This is a genomic window from Mesorhizobium sp. M1A.T.Ca.IN.004.03.1.1 (assembly GCF_003997555.1).
Lineage (GTDB): Bacteria > Pseudomonadota > Alphaproteobacteria > Rhizobiales > Rhizobiaceae > Mesorhizobium.
This window is the reverse complement of record NZ_RZTV01000003.1, coordinates 508,905-526,963: the sequence shown is the minus strand read 5'-3', so window position 1 is coordinate 526,963 and position 18,059 is coordinate 508,905. Positions and strand designations below refer to the sequence as shown.

Here is an 18,059-nt window from a genome sequence, read left to right as displayed (position 1 = left end):
GGCTGGACACTAGAACAAGCAATGGATTGGCGGAACTCCGCATGAAGCATTGACATCTAACTATTAGATATCTAACTTTGCCTTATTAACGTTGTCGACCCAGCCGATAGGCAAAACCGACAGGCAAAGCGTCACACCGGTGGCGGGGCGAACGAGAGGAATGCAGTCATGCAATATGTCTACATCGTCGTCATCGGCCTGCATGTTATGGCCGGCGTCTTCTGGGCCGGCACGACCATTGCGGTTGCCCGTGATCCGGAGATCAAGGCGGAGCGCTTTATCCGGCCGCAACTCGGCGCCTCCGGCATGGTCTTCTTGACCGGTCTGCTGCTTTGGTATTTCTTCCACGAAGGCGCTTTCGGCCCGATGGAAATGGTGCTGGCGCTGGGCATTGCGACGGCGCTGATCGCCGCCGGCGTGCAGGGCGCCCTTGTCGCCTCTTCCAGCGGGCGATTGGCGGGCGCCGATGCGGCGACGCAAACGCAGTTGCGCGCGAAAATGACCAAAGGCGAACGCCTCGCCGGCGGGCTGCTGGTCATCACCGTGTTGTGCATGGCCACGGCCAGGATGTTCTGACCCGTCAACAGCTCGCGCGGTACCGGTGCAGGCCGGCGGCCGCGCGCGGCGCACCGGACCAGCTCGGCAGGTGGCTTCCTTGAAGGTCCGGTGCGTTTCCGTGGTGCGGCCGTCACCGGTGCATCAGATCACCTCAACGGAACCGCCGCGTAGTTTTTCCCGTCGCAGCTTTATATAGGTCCGCATATTCGGCGCTATGCGAAAACCTTCCAGTCTGACGTCCTGAAGCGCTGCCGCCCAGCCAAGCGCTTCATAACGGCCGCCATATGTGTCGATCGTCGCGGCGAGATCCTCGCGGCCCAGTTGCCTGGCCAAGATGGCGCAGGCCGCGACCCGCGTTTCGATCGAGCGGCCATATTTGGGTGCGAATGCCAAGCCGCCGTCGGCGAGGTCGTCGACCTCGTGCGCAAGCTGCAGGAACAGGATGTCCTCATCGCCGGCCGGCACGCCCTCCTGCAGAAGGCGCTCGGGGTCGCCGGTGTCGAATTTCATGGCGCCGACGCGGGCGACGAGGCCTTCAGCCCTCGGCCCGATCCGCGCCTCCAGCCATTTCCGGTGCGCCTCGCTGCGCCTGCTGGACCTGCCGTCCGGATACTGGCCGCTATCATAGGCAGCATGGAACATCGCCGCGAGGACGAAATCGAGATCCCTTTCGAAATGCGCCACAGACGAGGCGGCGCCTACCGCATGGCAGATAAAGGGCCGTCCCGACTTTCGATAGCGGCCGTTGAACATCGCGCATGCCACGCGATAGGCCTTCTGCACGCGTAGAAGATCGCCCAACGAGTGCCCGGACTCGTGCAATTGGATATAGAGCGCCGTATTGGTCTGGCGCGGAACGAACAGATCTTTTCCGGTCAAGCAAGCCCCCGACTATGCGACCCGGGTTGCAGCCCTCCGAATCCGCGCCCGAAAATTGCAAATAAGATCTGTCAGGTCTAGCCTGGCCATTGGAGGACCGAGGTTCAGATCCGGATGCCGAACCTGATGCCGTCATAGATGGCGGCGTGGATGTTGCGCGAGGCGACTGCGTCGCCGATGCGGAACAGGACAAAGCCGCCTTCCGGATTGCGCGGCGGAAAAATGTCGCCGCCGCTTACCAGCCGCTCGTAGTCGACCGCGCCGCCATTCTTCGACAGCGGCTTCAGCGCGAGGTAGAGATCGTCGAGCGGCGCGGTGCCATGCTCGACCACCACCTGGTCGACGCGCCGCTCGCCGCGCCAGCCATCGGCGAAGTCCGACGCCAGCTCGGCGATGAGCTGGTTACCCTCGCGTCGCACGGAGCGCAGACGAGTGTTGATGGTGACGGTGACGCCTTTCTCGTGGAAAGCGCGCATATAGGGCACGTGGTTCAGGCCGCCCATTTCCGGCGCGAAGAAGCGCTCCGGTGAGACCAGCTCCAGCTTCGAGCCGCTGTTGGCAATCAATTCCGCCGCGCCCATGCCCTGATGGCCGCCATTGTCGTCATAGAGCAGCACGTTCTCTGCCGGCTTGACGCTGCCGGCCATGATGTCCCAGCTCGAGGTGACGAGATTGTCGCCCGCTGCCAGCGGCGGGTTCTGCGGCAGGCCGCCGGTGGCGACAATCACCACATCCGGCGAAAGTGCGAGGACATCGTCTTTTTCGGCCCATGTGTCGTAGCGGATCTCGACGCCGAGGCGATCGAGCTCGGCAAGCCGCCAGTCGATGATGCCGATCAGCTCCTTGCGGCGCGGATTTTGCGTCGCGAGCCGCACCTGGCCGCCGGCCTGGCTGGACGCTTCGAGGACCGTCACCTGATGGCCCCGTTCGGCGGCGACACGCGCGGCTTCCAGACCGCCCGCCCCGGCGCCGACGACCACCACCCGCCTCTTCGGCCCTTCGCTTTTCGCGATGACATGCGGGATCGTCGCTTCGCGGCCGGTGGCGGCGTTGTGGACGCAGAGCGCCTCACCGCCTTCATAGATGCGATCGAGGCAGTAGGTGGCGCCGACGCAAGGCCGGATCTCGTGCTCGCGCCCTTCCATCACTTTCCTGATGATATGCGGATCGGCGATGTGGGCGCGCGTCATGCCGACCATGTCGAGCTTGCCGGAGGCGATCGCATGACGCGCCGTGGCGACATCGGAGATCCGCGCCGCGTGGAAAGTCGGGAATTTCGTCGCCGCCCTCACCTCGCCGGCGAAATCGAGATGCGGCGACGAGCGCATGCCGGTCACCGGGATGACCTTGGTCAGCGCCGCGTCGGTCTCGATCGAGCCGCGGATGATGTTGAGGAAATCGACCTTGCCGGAGCGAGCCAGACGTTTCGCGATCTCGACGCCCTCCTCCTTCGACAGGCCTTTTTCGAAATCCTCGTCGGCGACCATGCGGATGCCGACGACGAATTTCTCGCCGACCGCGGCGCGAACCGCATCCAGCACCATGTTGGTGAAGCGCAGCCGGTTGTCGAGCGAGCCGCCGAAATCATCGTCGCGATGGTTGGTGGCGGGCGACCAGAAGCCGTCCATCAGATGGCCGTAGGATTCGAATTCGATGCCGTCGAGGCCGGCCGCCTGGCAGCGCTGGGCGGCGGAAGCATAATCGGCAACGATGCGCTCGATGTCCCAGTCCTCGATGGTCTTGGGAAAGGCGCGATGCGCCGGCTCGCGCACCGGCGAGGCGGAAAGCACCGGCAGCCAGTCGGCCTTGTTCCAGCCGGTGCGGCGACCGAGATGGGTGATCTGGATCATGACCTTGCAGTCATGCTCATGACAGGCATCCGCAAGTTCGGCGAGCCACGGCACGATGGCGTCGTCATAGACATGCAGGTTGCCGAAGGCGGCCGGGCTGTCGCGTGACACGATGGCAGAGCCCGCTGTCATCGTCAGCGCCATGCCGCCCTTGGCCTTCTCGGCGTGGTAGAGCCGGTAGCGCTCCTTCGGCATGCCGTCCTCGGAATAAGCCGGCTCATGGCTGGTCGACATCACCCGGTTCTTCAGCGTCAGGTGCTTGAGCGGATAAGGTTGGAGAAGCGGGTCGTTGCTGGTCATCGTCTTCCTGCCGTATCAAATTGCGCGGGCGCTGCTCCCGCTTCCATTTCACGCATCGGATTCATCCGAAAACCGCTGCGCGGCTTTCGCTCCAATGCTAATGAGCCGCCAAACACGCCGGGTCCGTTCGATCGCGGCGCACTTTCAACTGATTGCACCTGCCGCCCTTGCAATCATCGGCGGCAGCGAGGAGCCATCGATGACCGACGCCAAAAACCTGACCCAGCTCGGCAAACACGTCGAGACGCCGCAGAGTCCCGAACAGGCAGTCCTGGAAACCGTGCCGTTCGAGCGAGGCGACGGCCCGCCCGCGATCGTGCGCTTCACCTGCCCGGAATTCACCTCGCTCTGCCCGGTCACCGGCCAGCCCGACTTCGCCCACATCGTCATCGACTACGCGCCCGACAAGACGCTGGTGGAATCGAAGTCGCTGAAGCTGTTCATGACCTCGTTCCGCAACCATGGCGCCTTTCACGAGGAATGCACCGTCATGATCGGCCGCCGCATCGTCGAAGCGACCAAGCCGCTCTGGCTGCGCGTCGGCGGCTACTGGTTCCCGCGGGGCGGCATCCCCATCGACGTCTTCTGGCAGACCGGCGCGCCGCCCGAAGGCGCCTGGCTGCCCGACACCGGGGTCGCGCCATATCGCGGGCGCGGGTGAAAAAAGGCTGGCGGGACAGCGCCCCCCTCTGTCCTGCCGGACATCTCCCCCACTTGGAGGGAGATCGGACGTCACCCCGGCTTTCGCCAATCTCCATCGTGGCAAAGTAGGCGGGTCGCCGAAGCTGCCAATCTCCCCCCTTGTGGGGGAGATGGCCGGCAGGCCAGAGGGGGGCGCGAAGGATCGCCGGCGCCGAAGTTCAATCATATTCATTCGCACTGGTACTGACTGAGCGCCCATTCGCCGGTGACCGACAGGAGGTCGGAGATCTTCCAGTCGCCGCCGACCTTCTTCAGCTTCCATTCGAGACGGTGCTGGTGGCCTTCGACGACGAAGACGACCACCACCTTGGCCTCGTCACCATTGATCGCTTCGATGGTGCGCAGGCTCTTGTCGATGGCGAGCTTGTCGTAATCGGCATTGTCGAGCGCCATGTTGGGATCGAGGCACTCGCCCTGACCCGAGGCGCGCAGCGCGTCGGCTTTGTCGAGTACGCTCTTCGCCGGATCGCTGAAGTTCTTGCGCTGGCTGGGGTCCAATTCCAGCCCGAGATGCTCGTAGAAGGGCTTCACCACCGCCGTCGGCGATCCGGGCAGGACGGGCGCAGCTGGCGCCGGTTCGGCCGGCTTGCTTTCAGGCGTTGTGGCCGGCGCCGACTTCTCGATCGCCGGCGCATTGTCGCCAGAGGACGCGTTCGGCGGCGGCGAGCCGAACAGTCCTTGCCCGTAGGCGCCGCCGTTCAGCCCCGCGGTCAGCATCGACAAGCTCGACAGCGCGAGGACCAGACGCCGAAGCACGGCGTCACTCCGTCGAGGAGCCGCATTCCAGCGCGCTGAGCGTCCAGTCGCTGGTTTTGGAGGTGATGTCGGCGATCTTCCACTTGCCGTCCACTTTCTTCAGCGACCACACCATTTCGCGTTTGGAGTCATCGCCTTCCGGGAAAAGATTGAAGCTTGCCGTCACCTCGGCGGTGTCGCCATTGACGGCCTCGGCAAGCTTCAGCGTCTTCGACACGGTCTTCTGGTCGAAATCCTGGGCGTCGAGGCCTGGGTCGAAGTCGATGCAGGATACCTCGTCGGGCTTCTCCTTGCGGGCCTTGTCGTTGGCTTCGAAGAGCTTGGTGACCGGCTCGGTGAAGCGGTCGCGGTATTTCGCGTCCGCCTCGAACTTCACTTCAGGCACATAGAAGAACTTCACGGCGTTGGAAGCCGGCCCGGCGAGTGCCGCGGCAGGCAAGGCGATCGAGATGGCAACTGCCAGCATCATCGGTCTCATGCAGGATCTCCGGATGGTCGGCGGCGTGGTGGCACGATCACCACCACGCATCCTGCATATCGGCTTTTTCGCGGCGCATGAAGTCCTTGCGCTGCGCGCCTTAAGTTTCCAGCCAGACGTTCTGGAAGTCCATTTGATAGGTCTGGTGCATGGCGTAGTTCTTCACCTTCTTGTTCATGTGGCAGTAGAGCTTCTGCCAGAACGGCTGGATGATGACGCCGGAGTCCTGCAGGATCTGCTCGACGTCCTTCATCACCTCCTTGCGCTTGGCGACGTCGATCTGCGACAGCGCCTCCTTGAGCTTGGCGTCGAAATCCGGGTTCGAGAACGCGGTCTCGTTCCAGGCCTCGCCGGTGCGATAGCCCAGCGCCAGCACCTGCACGCCGAGCGGGCGCATGTACCAGATGGTCATGGAATAAGGATATTTCGTCCAGTCGTTCCAGAAGGTCGAACCGGGCAGCACCGTGCGCTTCACCTTGATGCCGGCATCGCGCAACTGGCCGGCAATCGCGTCGCCGGTGTTCTTCTGCCATTCGTCCTCGACGGTGATCAGTTCGTGCTCGAAGTCGGCCTGCCCGGCGTCGGCCATCAGCTTCTTGGCGCCCGCCGCGTCCCGTTCCTTCTTCGGCAGCGGGTAATATTCCGGATGGATCGGGCTGACATGATGGTTTTCGCCGACCGTGCCGCGGCCGGCGTAGCCGAGCTGCATGACCTGGTTGTTGTCGACGGCCATCTGCAGCGCATTGCGCACTCGTTTGTCATCGTAAGGCTTGTGGGTGATGTTGGTGCGCGCAACGAGCGTGGTCGCCGTCGCGACTTCCGATTTCACCAGCTCCATCTTGTCGAGGGGGTCGATGAAGTCGGCCGGCGTCTCGAAATCGAGGTCGATCTCGCCGGAATCGAAGGCATTCAGCGTGGCGTTGAAGTCGGTGCCGTAGTCGATGAACTCGACCCCGTCGAGCGGCGCTTCGCCACCCCACCACTTGCCGTTCTCGCGGCGCTTGACCACGGCTTTCTGGCCGACATCGTAAGACACCAGCTCGAAAGCCCCGGTGCCGATCGGCTTCTTGATCGGATCGGCGCCGTCCTTGTCGAAGTTGCGATGCACGACCAGCGCCGGATAGTCCGTGAAACCCGGGATAATCGCGATATCGGCCTCGGACAGCTTCAGCTTGACCGTATGGTCGTCGACCTTGGTGATCGCGCCATCCCTTGCCTTGCCGGTCTTGGCGTCGACCAGCGCGCCGACGCGGGCGGCCATGGAATTGCCGGAAGCCCCCTTCTCGCACCAGCGATTGAGGTTGAAGACGACGTCATCGGCGTTGAAGGCATCGCCGTTGTTCCAGGTGACGCCTTTGCGCAGATGCAGCGTGTATTCGGTGGCGTCGTCGTTGACGTCCCAGCTTTCGAGCAGCACCGGCTCGAAAGTGAACTGGTGCGTGTAGCGCACGAGCGGCTCTAGCCAGGTGCGGGTGACGTTCGCCATCTCGGTCCAGTCATACGTGCGCGGGTCCTTCTGCGCCTTGACCGACATCGCGACATGCAGCGTTCCGCCTTTCTTCGGCTCTTGCGCCAGGGCTTTTGTCGGCGCGGCAAGGCCGATCATGCCATAGGCGAACGCCGTCGACGCGCCGAAGGCGCTTGCCAGCGCCAGGAATTCGCGCCGGTCCACGCGGCCCGCGCGCGCTTCTTTAGCCATCGCCTCGATGGCGGCAGGAACGCGATCACCGTTGCTTTTGAAGATTGTCATTTTTTCCTCCCATGTTGCGAAACATTGGCCATCCTGGTGCACTTTTTTCAGCTGTAGATGGCGCCTGCAGCGTGAGCGTGCGTCCAGACGCTGCCTTGCCTGAGATAGTGAGAACTCGCTCCATCCTGCGGCATTTCGAATATCGTATACGAGCCTTGTTAAGCGTCAAGCTTCTTGGGGCATGAGCTGGAGAAAGATGCCGGGCGAAGAACCACCTTCACACCTTCGCACGCTTCATCGGCCAGGTGTCCGCCACGCGATAGCCCGCCGGCCAAGGATCTTCAGGATCCAGCATGTGCTGATGGATGCCGGTGATCCAACCGCGACCGCTGATCTGGGGGCGTATTGCGGGCATACCGACAACCTGCGTGGTGCCGAGAATCTTGCCGTGAAATTCTGACCCGATGATGGACACACCGGTGAACCAATCCTCGGCTGTCATTTGACCCTTCGCGTGCAAGAGCGCCATGCGGGCCGACACCGCCGTTCCGGTCGGCGATCGGTCGAGCTTGCCAGGTTTTATCGAAACGACCGATTTTGCGCGGAGGCGGTTGCCATCCTGGGTGATGGCGCCGGCAAAAAGACAGAACGAATGGTGGCGCCAATCGGGACGCTCAGGGTGGGAGAACGCCATTTGTCGATTGGCCGCATCGGTGATGCGCACCCCAAGTTCGGCGAGATCACGAGCCTCGTCGGTTTCAAGCGCTAACCCTAGGGCAGGTGCGTCCACGACGACGAAACTGTCGCCTCCATAGGCCGTGTCGACCGTGATGGTACCGAGGCCATCGACCTCAAGCGGCACACCGACCCTGTTGGCGAATGATGGTACGTTTTCGACCGTGATGCGCTGGGCTTTTCCTCCGGCACAGTCGGCCCGCACGCGTACCAGACCGCCCGGCGCCTCGAGCACCATTTCGGTTACCGGCTCCTGCATGGGGATGATCCCGGTGTCCAGAATTACCGTCGACACGCAGATCGAATTGGAGCCGGACATCGGGGGCGTATCTTCCGGTTCCATTATGATCCAAGCCATCTGCGCATCGGGATGCTTCGGAGGGACCAGAAGGTTGACGTGCCGGAAGACGCCGCCGCGCGGTTCGTTAAGAACGAAGTTACGAAGTCGGTTGTCTTCTGCGATCCATTTTCGCTGGTCCCAGACAGTGTCTCCCGGCGGAGGAGACACCCCGCCAACGATGACATCCCCGACTTCGCCCTCCGCGTGGCAGGAAACAACATGGATGACTTTCGTGCTTCGCATTCGGGAGTCCCCAGAGCCGCGGCTTCCGATTGGATATCGTATACGATCTTCGGCTCTCGTCAAGGCTCGATTGAGGGGAAATGCGCCAGTCGCTGCTGATCGGCCGGGCTCAAAAGAGCCCACGCCGGACGGCATCTCAGGCCATTCAGACACTCGGGTTGAGCAGAATCGCGAGCGTATTTGATCGCGAACATCGTCTACGATATCTATGTTTGCAGATCTGACGCTCCGTGCGGAGACTCTACACGTGCCATTTGCATTTGCTGACATTCCCGATTTGGGTGCCGCCCCCACCGCTTCCGACGTGGTTTTGAAGTTCATCCGCGGAGCAATCATATCCGGGTCGCTTGATGAGGGCGAACCGATCAGGCAAGACGACGTCGCCCGCATGTTCAACATCAGCAAGATTCCGGTGCGCGAAGCTTTGAAGCGGCTCGAGGCAGAGGGATTCGTGGCATTTCAGCGAAACAAGGGCGCAATTGTCGCCAGCATGTCGGAACCGGAGATCGTGCAGATTTTCGAGGTCCGAGCCATGCTGGAATCGAACGCAATTCGGCTTTCCCTCCCCCACATGAACGAGAAGACCTTCGATAAAGCGCAAGCAAGTTGCGACTCCTTTGCGAAGGAAACCGACGTCGGCCGCTGGGCGGAACTAAATTGGGAGTTCCATTCCAGTCTTTATCTAGACGCCGGGCGACCATATCTCCTCCGCATGATCCGGTCGGTTAACGATCGCATCGAACGCTATCTGCGAGTTCAGCTGACGATTTCCGGCGGTCATGAGCTTGCGGATCGAGAACATCGCGAAATCCTGGCCGCCTGCCGCGCTGGCGAGACCGAACAGGCCGCAAAGTTGGTCTACGATCATATTATGAACGCCTGTCAATCGCTTCAGAAACACCTTGCGAACGGCAAGGTGCGCGCTGGCTGAGCCATTGGCTTGCTGTCAGTCACGATTGCCGACGGCCTTTGCCCATATTTTGTCAACTAACGGTATCAGGCAGCTTTTCCTCGCGCCGCGCGATCAAATCCTTGAGACCATCGGCGATGCCTTCGTCGAGCTTCGGCTCCTGGTAGTCGGCGAGCATGTTGCGCGCCCTTTCGCGGCCGCGCGTGTCGTGATCCTTCGCGCCCTCGGCTGTCCATTGTTCGAAGGAATTGAAGTCCATGATGCTCGGCATGAAGAAGGCGCGCTCGAAATGCTCGAGCGTGTGCTGCGTGCCGAGAAAATGCCCTTGCGGACCGACCTCGCGGATCGCCGCCATGGCCTCCTTGAAATCGTCGAAGGGAACGCCGCCGGCATATTTGTACCAACCGACGAGCTGTTCGCAGTCGGTGGCGAATTTCGAATAGCCGCAGGTAAGGCCGGCTTCAAGCCAGCCGGCGGAGTGCCAGATGTAATTGGCGCCGGCGAGGATCGCGGCATGCATAAGCATGTTCGCCTCGTAGCCGGCCTGGGCGTCGTTGAGCTTGGAGCCGACATGGAAGCCCGAGGTGCGCCATGGCAGCTTGTATTTCCGCGCCAGCGCACCCATCAGATACATCATCTGCGCGGCCTCCGGCGTGCCGCCCATCGGGGCGCCGGTCTTCATGTCCACCGTCACCATGAACTGGCCATAGATCTGCGGCGAGCCGGGACGGATCAGTTGGGTGAATGCGACGCCTGCCAGCGCCTCGGCATTGACCTGCGCGACCGCGCCGACGGCGGAGGCCGAGGTCGAGGCGCCGCAGAGCGCGAACGGTGCCAGGATCAGCGGCTGGTTGTGGCGGGCATAGACCCGCATCGCGTCAAGCATGGTGGCGTCCCACACCAGCGGCGAATTGCAATTGGTGATCGCCACCAGCACCGGATTGTCGCGCACGAACTCCTCGCCGAACACGATCGCAGCCATCGCCATCGTGTCTTCGGCCCGCTCCTTCGACGTCACGATGCCCATGAACGGCTTGTCGGAGTGCTTGAGCGCCGAATGAATGATGTGGAGGTGCCGCTTCGGCACCGGGATCTCCATCGGCTCGCAGATGATCGAGCTCGACGAATGCAGCGCCGGCGCCATGTAGGCGAGCTTGTGGAAATTGTTGAGGTCGTTCAGCGTGCCGTAGCGCCGCTTGTTGTCGAGGTCGCGCACATAGGGCGCGCCATACATCGGCACGAAGATCGAGTTCTTGCCGCCGACGCGAACCGTACGCTCGGGGTTGCGCGCATTGAGCGTGAATTCCGGCGGGACCTTCGAGACGAGCTCCATCAGCAGCGCGCGATCGATGCGGACGCGTGTGTCCTTGACGTCGGCGCCCGCAGCCTTCCAGAGCGCGATCGCCTCGTCGTCGCGAAACTCGCAGCCAACCTCCTCAAGGATTTTGAGCGACTCTTCGTGGATCAGCTCCACAGCCTCGTCGGGCACGATCTCATAGGCCGGAATCTGGCGAACGAGCGTCGGGAAAGACGCGACCGGCGCGCTTCTCAGCGCCTTGCGCCCAAGGCGGCCGCCGCCGCGACGGTGGGTCGGCTCAGTCAATTCAGCGGCCGGTGCGTTCATGTTGTCTCCTTCATCCCGCCCGACCAAGTTAGCGACACGAAATATGGATGTGACGCTGGAAAATCCTGATCTCTTGTATAAGCTGCGCTTATGCGAAGCCTGCGCCACCTCCTGCCCTCGGCCGGCAGCCTCGTCGTCTTCGAGGCGGCAGGCCGGCTGTCGAGCTTCACCGCGGCCGGGCGCGAGCTCGGCATGACCCAGGCGGCCGTCTCCTATGCGGTGCGCGGACTGGAGGAACAGCTCGGCGCCAAGCTGTTTCAGCGCCGCCACCGCCAGGTGCTCCTGACCGAGGCCGGCGAGCGCTTCCACGCGGACGTCTCGCTGGGGCTGTCGCATATCCGCAAATCTGCCGAGGACCTTCGCCTGCAGGCGACCGGCGGCCATGTCACCCTTGCGGCCTCGACCGCCTTCGGCTCGTTCTGGATGATGCCGCGCCTGCAGCAGTTCCGCGACCAACTGCCGGGCATCGATCTGCGCATCCAGACCGCCGACCGCGACCTCGACATCATTGCCGAGGGTATTCCGCTCGGCGTGCGCGGCGGTGTGCCGCGCGACTGGCCGGACTATCACTCGCTGTCGCTGTCCGACGAAGAGATCTTCCCCGTCGCGGGACCGAGCTATCTGGCCAAATTCGGCATGCCGAAGACGGTCGAGGAACTGGCCACGCACCGGCTGATCCATCTCGAGGAGCCCTATCGCGAGGCGCCGAACTGGGACGAATGGTTCGCGTCGGCCGGAACCAGCCTGCGCAATGCCGAGCGCGGCCTGCGCATCAACGACTATGCCCTGGTGATCCAGGCGGTGATGGAAGGGCAAGGCATCTCGCTTGGCTGGCGGCATCTGGTCGAGCGGCTGGTCGCATCAGGGCTGCTGGTGCCGGTGACCGACCATGTGATGAGGACCGGCATCGGCTTCCACGTCATCTGGCCGAAGAACCGCGAGCTCAGCGACAACGCGCGCAAGGTCAGGGACTGGCTGGTGGCGCAGGCATGAAGTAGCCCCTCCCCCACACCGTTCGAATCCGCCTATAATCCTCGGATGCCCATTCGCCAGCTTTCCGAAACGATGATCAACCAGATCGCCGCCGGCGAGGTCATCGAGCGTCCCGCAAGCGTGGTGAAGGAGTTGGTCGAGAATGCGCTCGACGCCGGCGCGTCGCGCGTCGAGATCGTCACCGCCGGCGGCGGGCTCTCGCTCATCCGCGTCACCGATGACGGCTCGGGCATTCCCGAGCGCGAACTGGCGCTGGCAGTTGCCCGACACTGCACATCGAAGCTGTCGGACGACATCCACGACATCCGCTCGCTCGGATTCCGCGGCGAGGCGTTGCCGTCGATCGGCTCGGTGGCCAGGCTTTCGATCCGCTCGCGCACGGCCGCCGGCGACAGCGCGGCCGAGATCAGCATCGAGGGCGGCCGGGTGTCGGCCGTCAAGCCGGCGGCGGCCAACCGCGGCACCACCGTGGAAGTGCGCGACCTGTTCTTCGCCACGCCGGCACGGCTCAAATTCATGAAAGGCGAGCGCGCCGAAAGCTCGGCCACCGGCGACGTGGTGAAGCGCATCGCCATTGCCTTCCCCGCCGTGCGCTTCACGCTTGCCGGATCCGACCGCTCGACGCTGGAGCTGCCGGCGACCGGCGACACGCCAGAGGGCCGGCTCGCCCGCGTCGCGCAAGTGATGGGCGCCGACTTTCCCGACAATGCCATTGCGATCGATGCCATGCGCGACGGCGTGCATCTTGCCGGTCATGTCTCGATCCCTTCCTACACCCGCGCCAACGCGCTGCAGCAATATGCCTATGTCAACGGCCGGCCGGTGCGCGACAAGCTGATCGCCGGCGCGATCCGCGGCGCTTTCGCCGACGTGCTGCCGCGCGACCGGCATGCGGTGACCGTGCTGTTCCTTTCGCTCGATCCGGCAACCGTCGACGTCAATGTCCACCCGGCCAAGGCCGATGTGCGCTTCCGCGATCCGGGCCTGGTGCGCGGGTTGATTGTCGGCGCCATCCGCGAGGCGATGGCCGGCGCCGGCATCCGGGCCGCGACCACCGGCGCGGCCGGCATGATGGCGGCTTTCCGGCCCGGCGCGGCGTCCTATTCGCATCCCGGACCGGCCAATGGCCACCGCAGCTATGAGGCCGCTTTTCGCGCCTCCGGCTCCAGCTTCGACCACGGTTCGAATTTGGCGCGCTCGCCGCAGCGGCCGCTCGACATGGGCGAAGCGCGGCCGGCGCGAGGCGGCTTCGCCGAGAACGATCAGGCTGCCTTCGACACCGGGCCGCTGGCAAGCGCCGACGCGCGGGCGGGCATCGCCAAGCCGGCCGAGGCGCTGCTCGGCACTGTGCTGGGCGCGGCGCGCGCCCAGGTGCATGAGAACTATATCGTCGCCCAGACCCGGGATTCGCTGATCATCGTCGACCAGCATGCCGCACATGAGCGCCTGGTCTACGAGGCCTTGAAGAACGCGCTGCACTCGCGCGCCGTGCCTTCGCAGATGCTGCTTTTGCCCGAGATCGTCGACCTTCCGGAAGAGGATGCCGAACGGCTGGCGATGCATTCCGAGACACTGGCCAAATTCGGCCTCGGCCTGGAGCGCTTCGGCCCGGGCGCGGTGGCGGTGCGCGAGACGCCGTCGATGCTCGGCGAAACCAATGTGCAGCAACTGGTGCGTGACCTCGCCGACGAGATCGCCGACAACGACACGGTCGAGACGCTGAAGGAACGGCTGGACAGAATAGCCGCGACCATGGCCTGTCACGGCTCGGTGCGCTCGGGCCGCCTGCTCAAGGCCGAGGAGATGAACGCGCTGCTGCGCCAAATGGAGGCGACTCCCGGCTCCGGCACCTGCAACCATGGCAGGCCGACCTATATTGAGCTGAAACTCGCCGACATTGAAAGATTGTTCGGGCGAAGGTGAGCGCACCAAAGCCCTCACCCAGCCTCCGCTTCACTTCCGCTGACTTCTCCCGATGGGAGAGGAGACCTTCAGCGCCAGCACCAACCTGTTCTCGTGGCCGCGTAGCGGCCGGATGAGGGGCAAGAAAAGGGCCGCTCGAGGCGGCTCTTTCCTTTACTCAAGGCACCGGCCTCAACCCTTTGACTTACCGCTTCAAATTCACCACGATCACACCGCCGAGCGCCAGCGCGCCGCCGAGCATGCCGAGCAGAGTCGGTACTTCGCCGAGCCAGAAGAATCCAATCAGAGCGGAGGTCGGCGAGACCAGATAGAGGAAGTTCGAGGCGCGCGCGGCCGGCAGGCGCGACAGCGCGGTGGCCCAGGCGGCGTAGGCGATCAGGCTGGGCACAATGCCCAGATAGATGACGGCGCCGAGGCCGGCCATGTCGGCGACCGCGGCCTGCGAAAACGCTTCCGCCAGGAAGGGCGACAGGCAGAGCGCGCCGAGCACCATGTTGGAAGCGGCGATCGTCAGCGGATGGTGGCGGGCAAAGAGCGGCTTCTGGACGATGGTGTTGACGGCCGAGCAAAGGGCGGAGCCCAGCACCAGCAGCGCTCCGGTGTTGAAATGCAGGCCATGGCCGTCCGCCACCGCGATGATGCCGATGCCGGCAAACGAGATCACCGTGCCAAGCCAGGCCATGCCGGAAAAGCGCTCGCCGAGCAGCGCCATGGCCATGATGGCCGTGAAGATCGGGCTGACATTGATGATGAAGCCGGCGGCGCCCGCCGAGACGGTGAGCTCGCCGAAATTGAGCATGGCGGTGTAGAGCGCGACGAAGATGGCACCGCCGAAGCCGAAACGCCACAGCTCATCGATCCTCGGCAGCGCCGGACGCTTGACCGCAAGGAAGATCGCTGCCGGCACGGCCGCGATGGCGAAGCGCAGCGCCCCGAGCTCCAGCGGCTGGAAGGCGGCGAGGCCAGCGCGGATCGCCGGGAAGGCAGACGCCCAGCCGACCACCGTCAGCGCCACCGCGATCGCGGCCGTGGTGTCCATGCGCTGTGTCTCATTCAACGTGCCGGTGTACGCGCTCATTGCCGAATCCTCGTCTCTCAGTGCCATAGAGTGAGAAAACGCCATTGCCCGCCGATTGACAAACGAGCAATTCGAGGGTCACCTGTGAGCATGCTTCACAGCTCTGACCAGCTATTGCCGCTCGAGACTTTGCGCGCCTTCGACGCGGCGGCGCGGACCGGAAGCTTTTCCGCGGCGGCCGAAAGGCTCAACCTCACCCATGGCGCGATCAGCCGTCAGATCGCCAAGCTGGAGGACTGGCTCGGGCTCAAGGTGTTCGAGCGCAACGCGCGCGGCGTGACGCTGACCAATGAGGGCAACCGGCTGCACCTGCGCACCACAGAGGCCTTCGCGCTGATCTCGGTCAATTCCGATCGCTGGGTCGAGCCGCGCGGCACCGCGGTGGTGCGGCTGGCTTCGATCCCTTCGGTCAGCGGCCTTTGGCTGATGCCGCGCATGGCGGCGCTCGAAAACAACCCGACGCGGCTGCGCATCGTGCTCGACGTCGACAACCGCCAGGCCGACCTTGCCGACGAAGGCATCGACCTTTCGGTGCGCTGCGGGCGCGGCCGCATTCCGGGCCGCGTCTCGGTCCAGCTTTTCGAGGAGCACATCTTCCCGATCGCCTCGCCGGAGCTGGCGGAGGAGATCGGGCACGGCGACCCGGCTCGGCTGCTCAAATTCCCGCTGATCAACGATTCCGACGCGTCCGCCTGGCGCGCCTGGTTCGCGGCACAGGACGTCGACTATCGCCCGCGCCCGCAGGACCGGCGCTTCGAGGACTACAATCTGGTGCTCGACGCGGCGGCGCACGGCCTCGGCATCGCGCTGGCACGGCCGCCGCTGACGGCAGATCAGTTGAAGTCGGGCCGGATTGTTCCCGTTGACGAGCGGGTCGCGCTCAATCCGGTGTCCTACTGGCTCGACCGCCCGGTCGGACGGCCGCGCGCGGCCGCCGCCGATCTCGCCCGACGCATCGCCGAACAGGCGGGGCTGGCGCCGGAGAAGCTCGAAGCCTTCCTGCAGGACGAGGACTAGATCGCCCGGATCAGCGAAGCAGCATCAGCAAGATCGTGGTGGTCGCAGCCGAGACGACGGCCGTCACGATCGATATCATCCACAGCGGCGTCTGGCCGGGTGCGGATCGCGGGGCATGGCCGGGGCGGCGAACGCCGCCGCGCGGCGGGGCATTGGCGTTGGCCGCTACCAGCACTCCGGACGCAAGCGCCGGCGAGAACGAAGAGGGCGCCGCCACGACCCTTGCGGTGCCATCGGCGGCCGGCGGTGGAACCTGGGGCAGCGCCCGCGAAAGCTGATCGGCGTCAGCCGCCGACCTGCCAACCGGAGACTTCGTCGAGGCGCCATCAGGGCCGGCATCGGATTCCAGGACGGCTCTGTAGGCGTTCTCGATCTCGGCCGAGGACAGACGCTGAGTTGGTCGAGCGGCCGGCAACGTGCCGTTCAGCGCCTGCGCGGCCACCTGTGCGGAGGACACGACGGAGGGCGCCGGCGGCTGGACGAGCGCCTTGACCAGCGCCGCGGTCACAGGTTCGGCCTTGGGCGACGGCACCGGCCGCGGCGCCAGCGCCTCTTTCAGCAGCGACGTCACGCTGGCGTTGGTGATGTCCATGGCGCTTCCCGACAACCATTGTGCCAACCGGCATACTACATGAGCATTGCGCCAAGCTTGACCTTGCCTTCGATTTGTGGCGATTGAACCCCTATGAACCTATGCGCCATTCCATGATGAACCGTTTTGAAGGCCCCGGCGGCAAGGAAGCGCGCATCCGCTATCTCGACGGCGACTTCCAGGTGACGAGCCCCGGCGCGTTCGTGCGCTGCGCGGTGACCGGCGAGAGCATCCCGCTGGACGAGCTCAAATACTGGAGCGTCGCCAGGCAGGAGCCATATGTGAACGCGGCAGCGTCGCTGCGGCGTGAGATCGAGGCGCATCCGGAGCTGCGCAAGCGCGGGTAGAACCTCCTAGGATGAGGACGGTCTCATCTTGCGCTGCCGCCATGCATCCAGCGTCTCATTGATGATGCGCTCCGGCACGTGGTCGATCTCGAACACGGCGTCGATCTCAAGCACGTCGAGCTGCTCCAGGAAGCCGGCGGGTGCGGCGCCGTGGCGAAGCCGCGCGGCATCCTTTGCCGTGGTGACAAGCCGAAGCCCCTCGCGCTTGGCAAGCGCCGCCAGATCGGCAAGCTCGTCCGCGGCGTAGAAATGATGATCGGGAAAAGCGCGCGACAGCGCGACCTCGCCGCCGGCGCCGCGCAGCGTATCAAAGAATTTTTCCGGATGGCCGATGCCTGCAAAGGCAAGGAAGCGCCCGCCGGCGAAGCGCGCCGGGTTCGCCGGCTCGACATGGGCCAAAAAGATCGGCCGGCCGGCGCGCGCCGCCTGGCGCACCACCGTATCGGCGGCGCTCCCCTCGCCCATCTTCAGCAAGCCGCCGGTGAACACCAGCTGATCGACGATCTTGGCCCGGAGCGGGCCGCCCGGAATGACGCGGCCATTGCCGATGCCGAAACGCGCGTCGACCACGACCAGCGCGTAGTCGATGTGGATGCGCGCCGACTGGAAACCGTCATCCATGATCAGGAAGTCGCAGCCATGCTCTGCCATCAGCAGTTTGGCGCCGGCGGCGCGGTTGGCCGTCACCGCGACCGGCGCATGTTCGGCAAGCAGCAGCGGCTCGTCGCCGACATGCTTGGCCGCGTCGTGATGCGCATCGACGACATGCGGCTTGGCGAAGGATCCGCCATGGCCGCGCGACAGGAAGCCGGGCGTGAGCTGCATGCGCTTTGCCTGTTTCGCCAGCGCGATGGCGACCGGCGTCTTGCCGCTGCCGCCAACGGTGAAGTTGCCGACGCACAGCACAGGTGCCGCGACCTTCTCGCGCGGCGCGCGCCGCATGCGGCGCCCAGCCACCATTCCATACATCGCGGATACCGGCGAAAGCGCCAGCACGCGCCAGTCCGGCTTTTCCCACCAGAAGGGAGGCGCTTCGCTGGTCAT

Annotated in this window: 17 protein-coding genes; 7 read left to right on the top strand and 10 right to left on the bottom strand. The window is 64.4% G+C overall.

Features of this window, described 5'->3' with window-relative positions; translation table 11 throughout:
• Positions 1-168 precede the first annotated feature (168 nt).
• Positions 169-576, top strand: coding sequence for a hypothetical protein (locus EOD29_RS12870; RefSeq protein WP_127246893.1), 408 nt, complete (start codon positions 169-171; stop codon positions 574-576).
• A 123-nt stretch (positions 577-699) separates the two neighbouring features.
• Here EOD29_RS12870 and EOD29_RS12865 read toward each other — a convergent pair whose 3' ends face one another.
• Positions 700-1,437, bottom strand: a complete 738-nt coding sequence (locus EOD29_RS12865; RefSeq protein ID WP_127246892.1) for an HD domain-containing protein — start codon at positions 1,435-1,437, stop codon at positions 700-702.
• 104 nt (positions 1,438-1,541) lie between these two features.
• Complete coding sequence (locus EOD29_RS12860; RefSeq protein WP_127246891.1) at positions 1,542-3,587, bottom strand: NADH:flavin oxidoreductase; 2,046 nt, start codon at positions 3,585-3,587, stop codon at positions 1,542-1,544.
• 199 nt (positions 3,588-3,786) lie between these two features.
• Between EOD29_RS12860 and queF the strand changes: the two genes are divergently transcribed.
• On the top strand, positions 3,787-4,248 hold the full coding sequence (gene queF / locus EOD29_RS12855; RefSeq protein WP_067330169.1) for a preQ(1) synthase: 462 nt from the start codon (positions 3,787-3,789) through the stop codon (positions 4,246-4,248).
• A 209-nt stretch (positions 4,249-4,457) separates the two neighbouring features.
• Here queF and EOD29_RS12845 read toward each other — a convergent pair whose 3' ends face one another.
• The 4 genes from EOD29_RS12845 to EOD29_RS12830 form a co-directional block, all read right to left on the bottom strand.
• The gene (locus EOD29_RS12845; RefSeq protein ID WP_067329810.1) at positions 4,458-5,045 is read right to left on the bottom strand and encodes a hypothetical protein; all 588 of its coding nucleotides are present in this window, start codon (positions 5,043-5,045) and stop codon (positions 4,458-4,460) included.
• A 4-nt stretch (positions 5,046-5,049) separates the two neighbouring features.
• Entirely contained in the window at positions 5,050-5,523 is a 474-nt protein-coding gene (locus tag EOD29_RS12840; protein ID WP_067000473.1) for a DUF3828 domain-containing protein, read from the bottom strand.
• A 100-nt stretch (positions 5,524-5,623) separates the two neighbouring features.
• Positions 5,624-7,273 carry an ABC transporter substrate-binding protein gene (locus tag EOD29_RS12835; RefSeq protein WP_127246890.1) on the bottom strand — a complete coding sequence of 550 codons (1,650 nt, stop codon included), beginning with the start codon at positions 7,271-7,273 and terminating at the stop codon, positions 5,624-5,626.
• Positions 7,274-7,490: 217 nt separating this feature from the next.
• Positions 7,491-8,531, bottom strand: a complete 1,041-nt coding sequence (locus EOD29_RS12830; protein WP_127246889.1) for a proline racemase family protein — start codon at positions 8,529-8,531, stop codon at positions 7,491-7,493.
• Positions 8,532-8,778: 247 nt separating this feature from the next.
• Here EOD29_RS12830 and EOD29_RS12825 point away from each other — a divergent pair, with 247 nt between their 5' ends.
• A complete protein-coding gene (locus tag EOD29_RS12825; protein ID WP_067000956.1) occupies positions 8,779-9,462 on the top strand; it encodes a GntR family transcriptional regulator in 684 nt (227 codons plus the stop codon).
• 52 nt (positions 9,463-9,514) lie between these two features.
• Here EOD29_RS12825 and EOD29_RS12820 read toward each other — a convergent pair whose 3' ends face one another.
• Entirely contained in the window at positions 9,515-11,065 is a 1,551-nt protein-coding gene (locus EOD29_RS12820; protein ID WP_127246888.1) for a trimethylamine methyltransferase family protein, read from the bottom strand.
• A 90-nt stretch (positions 11,066-11,155) separates the two neighbouring features.
• On the opposite strand from EOD29_RS12820, the gene EOD29_RS12815 reads away from it, so the two are divergent.
• Both EOD29_RS12815 and mutL read left to right on the top strand, forming a co-directional pair.
• On the top strand, positions 11,156-12,058 hold the full coding sequence (locus EOD29_RS12815; protein ID WP_067000463.1) for a LysR substrate-binding domain-containing protein: 903 nt from the start codon (positions 11,156-11,158) through the stop codon (positions 12,056-12,058).
• A gap of 45 nt (positions 12,059-12,103) precedes the next feature.
• Positions 12,104-13,981 carry a DNA mismatch repair endonuclease MutL gene (gene mutL / locus EOD29_RS12810; RefSeq protein WP_127246887.1) on the top strand — a complete coding sequence of 626 codons (1,878 nt, stop codon included), beginning with the start codon at positions 12,104-12,106 and terminating at the stop codon, positions 13,979-13,981.
• Between the two features lie 184 nt (positions 13,982-14,165).
• Here mutL and EOD29_RS12805 read toward each other — a convergent pair whose 3' ends face one another.
• The gene (locus EOD29_RS12805) at positions 14,166-15,059 is read right to left on the bottom strand and encodes a DMT family transporter (protein ID WP_095801347.1); all 894 of its coding nucleotides are present in this window, start codon (positions 15,057-15,059) and stop codon (positions 14,166-14,168) included.
• A 90-nt stretch (positions 15,060-15,149) separates the two neighbouring features.
• Between EOD29_RS12805 and EOD29_RS12800 the strand changes: the two genes are divergently transcribed.
• Positions 15,150-16,076 (top strand): LysR family transcriptional regulator, encoded by a 927-nt coding sequence (locus EOD29_RS12800; RefSeq protein ID WP_127247007.1) that lies wholly within the window; start codon positions 15,150-15,152, stop codon positions 16,074-16,076.
• A gap of 10 nt (positions 16,077-16,086) precedes the next feature.
• Here EOD29_RS12800 and EOD29_RS12795 read toward each other — a convergent pair whose 3' ends face one another.
• Positions 16,087-16,668, bottom strand: coding sequence for a hypothetical protein (locus EOD29_RS12795; protein ID WP_127246886.1), 582 nt, complete (start codon positions 16,666-16,668; stop codon positions 16,087-16,089).
• A gap of 113 nt (positions 16,669-16,781) precedes the next feature.
• Between EOD29_RS12795 and EOD29_RS12790 the strand changes: the two genes are divergently transcribed.
• Positions 16,782-17,015: a DUF2093 domain-containing protein gene (locus tag EOD29_RS12790; RefSeq protein WP_067000947.1), complete on the top strand. Its 234-nt coding sequence runs from the start codon at positions 16,782-16,784 to the stop codon at positions 17,013-17,015.
• Between the two features lie 6 nt (positions 17,016-17,021).
• Here the strand turns inward: EOD29_RS12790 and lpxK are convergent, their stop codons facing one another.
• On the bottom strand, positions 17,022-18,059 hold the full coding sequence (gene lpxK / locus EOD29_RS12785; protein ID WP_127246885.1) for a tetraacyldisaccharide 4'-kinase: 1,038 nt from the start codon (positions 18,057-18,059) through the stop codon (positions 17,022-17,024).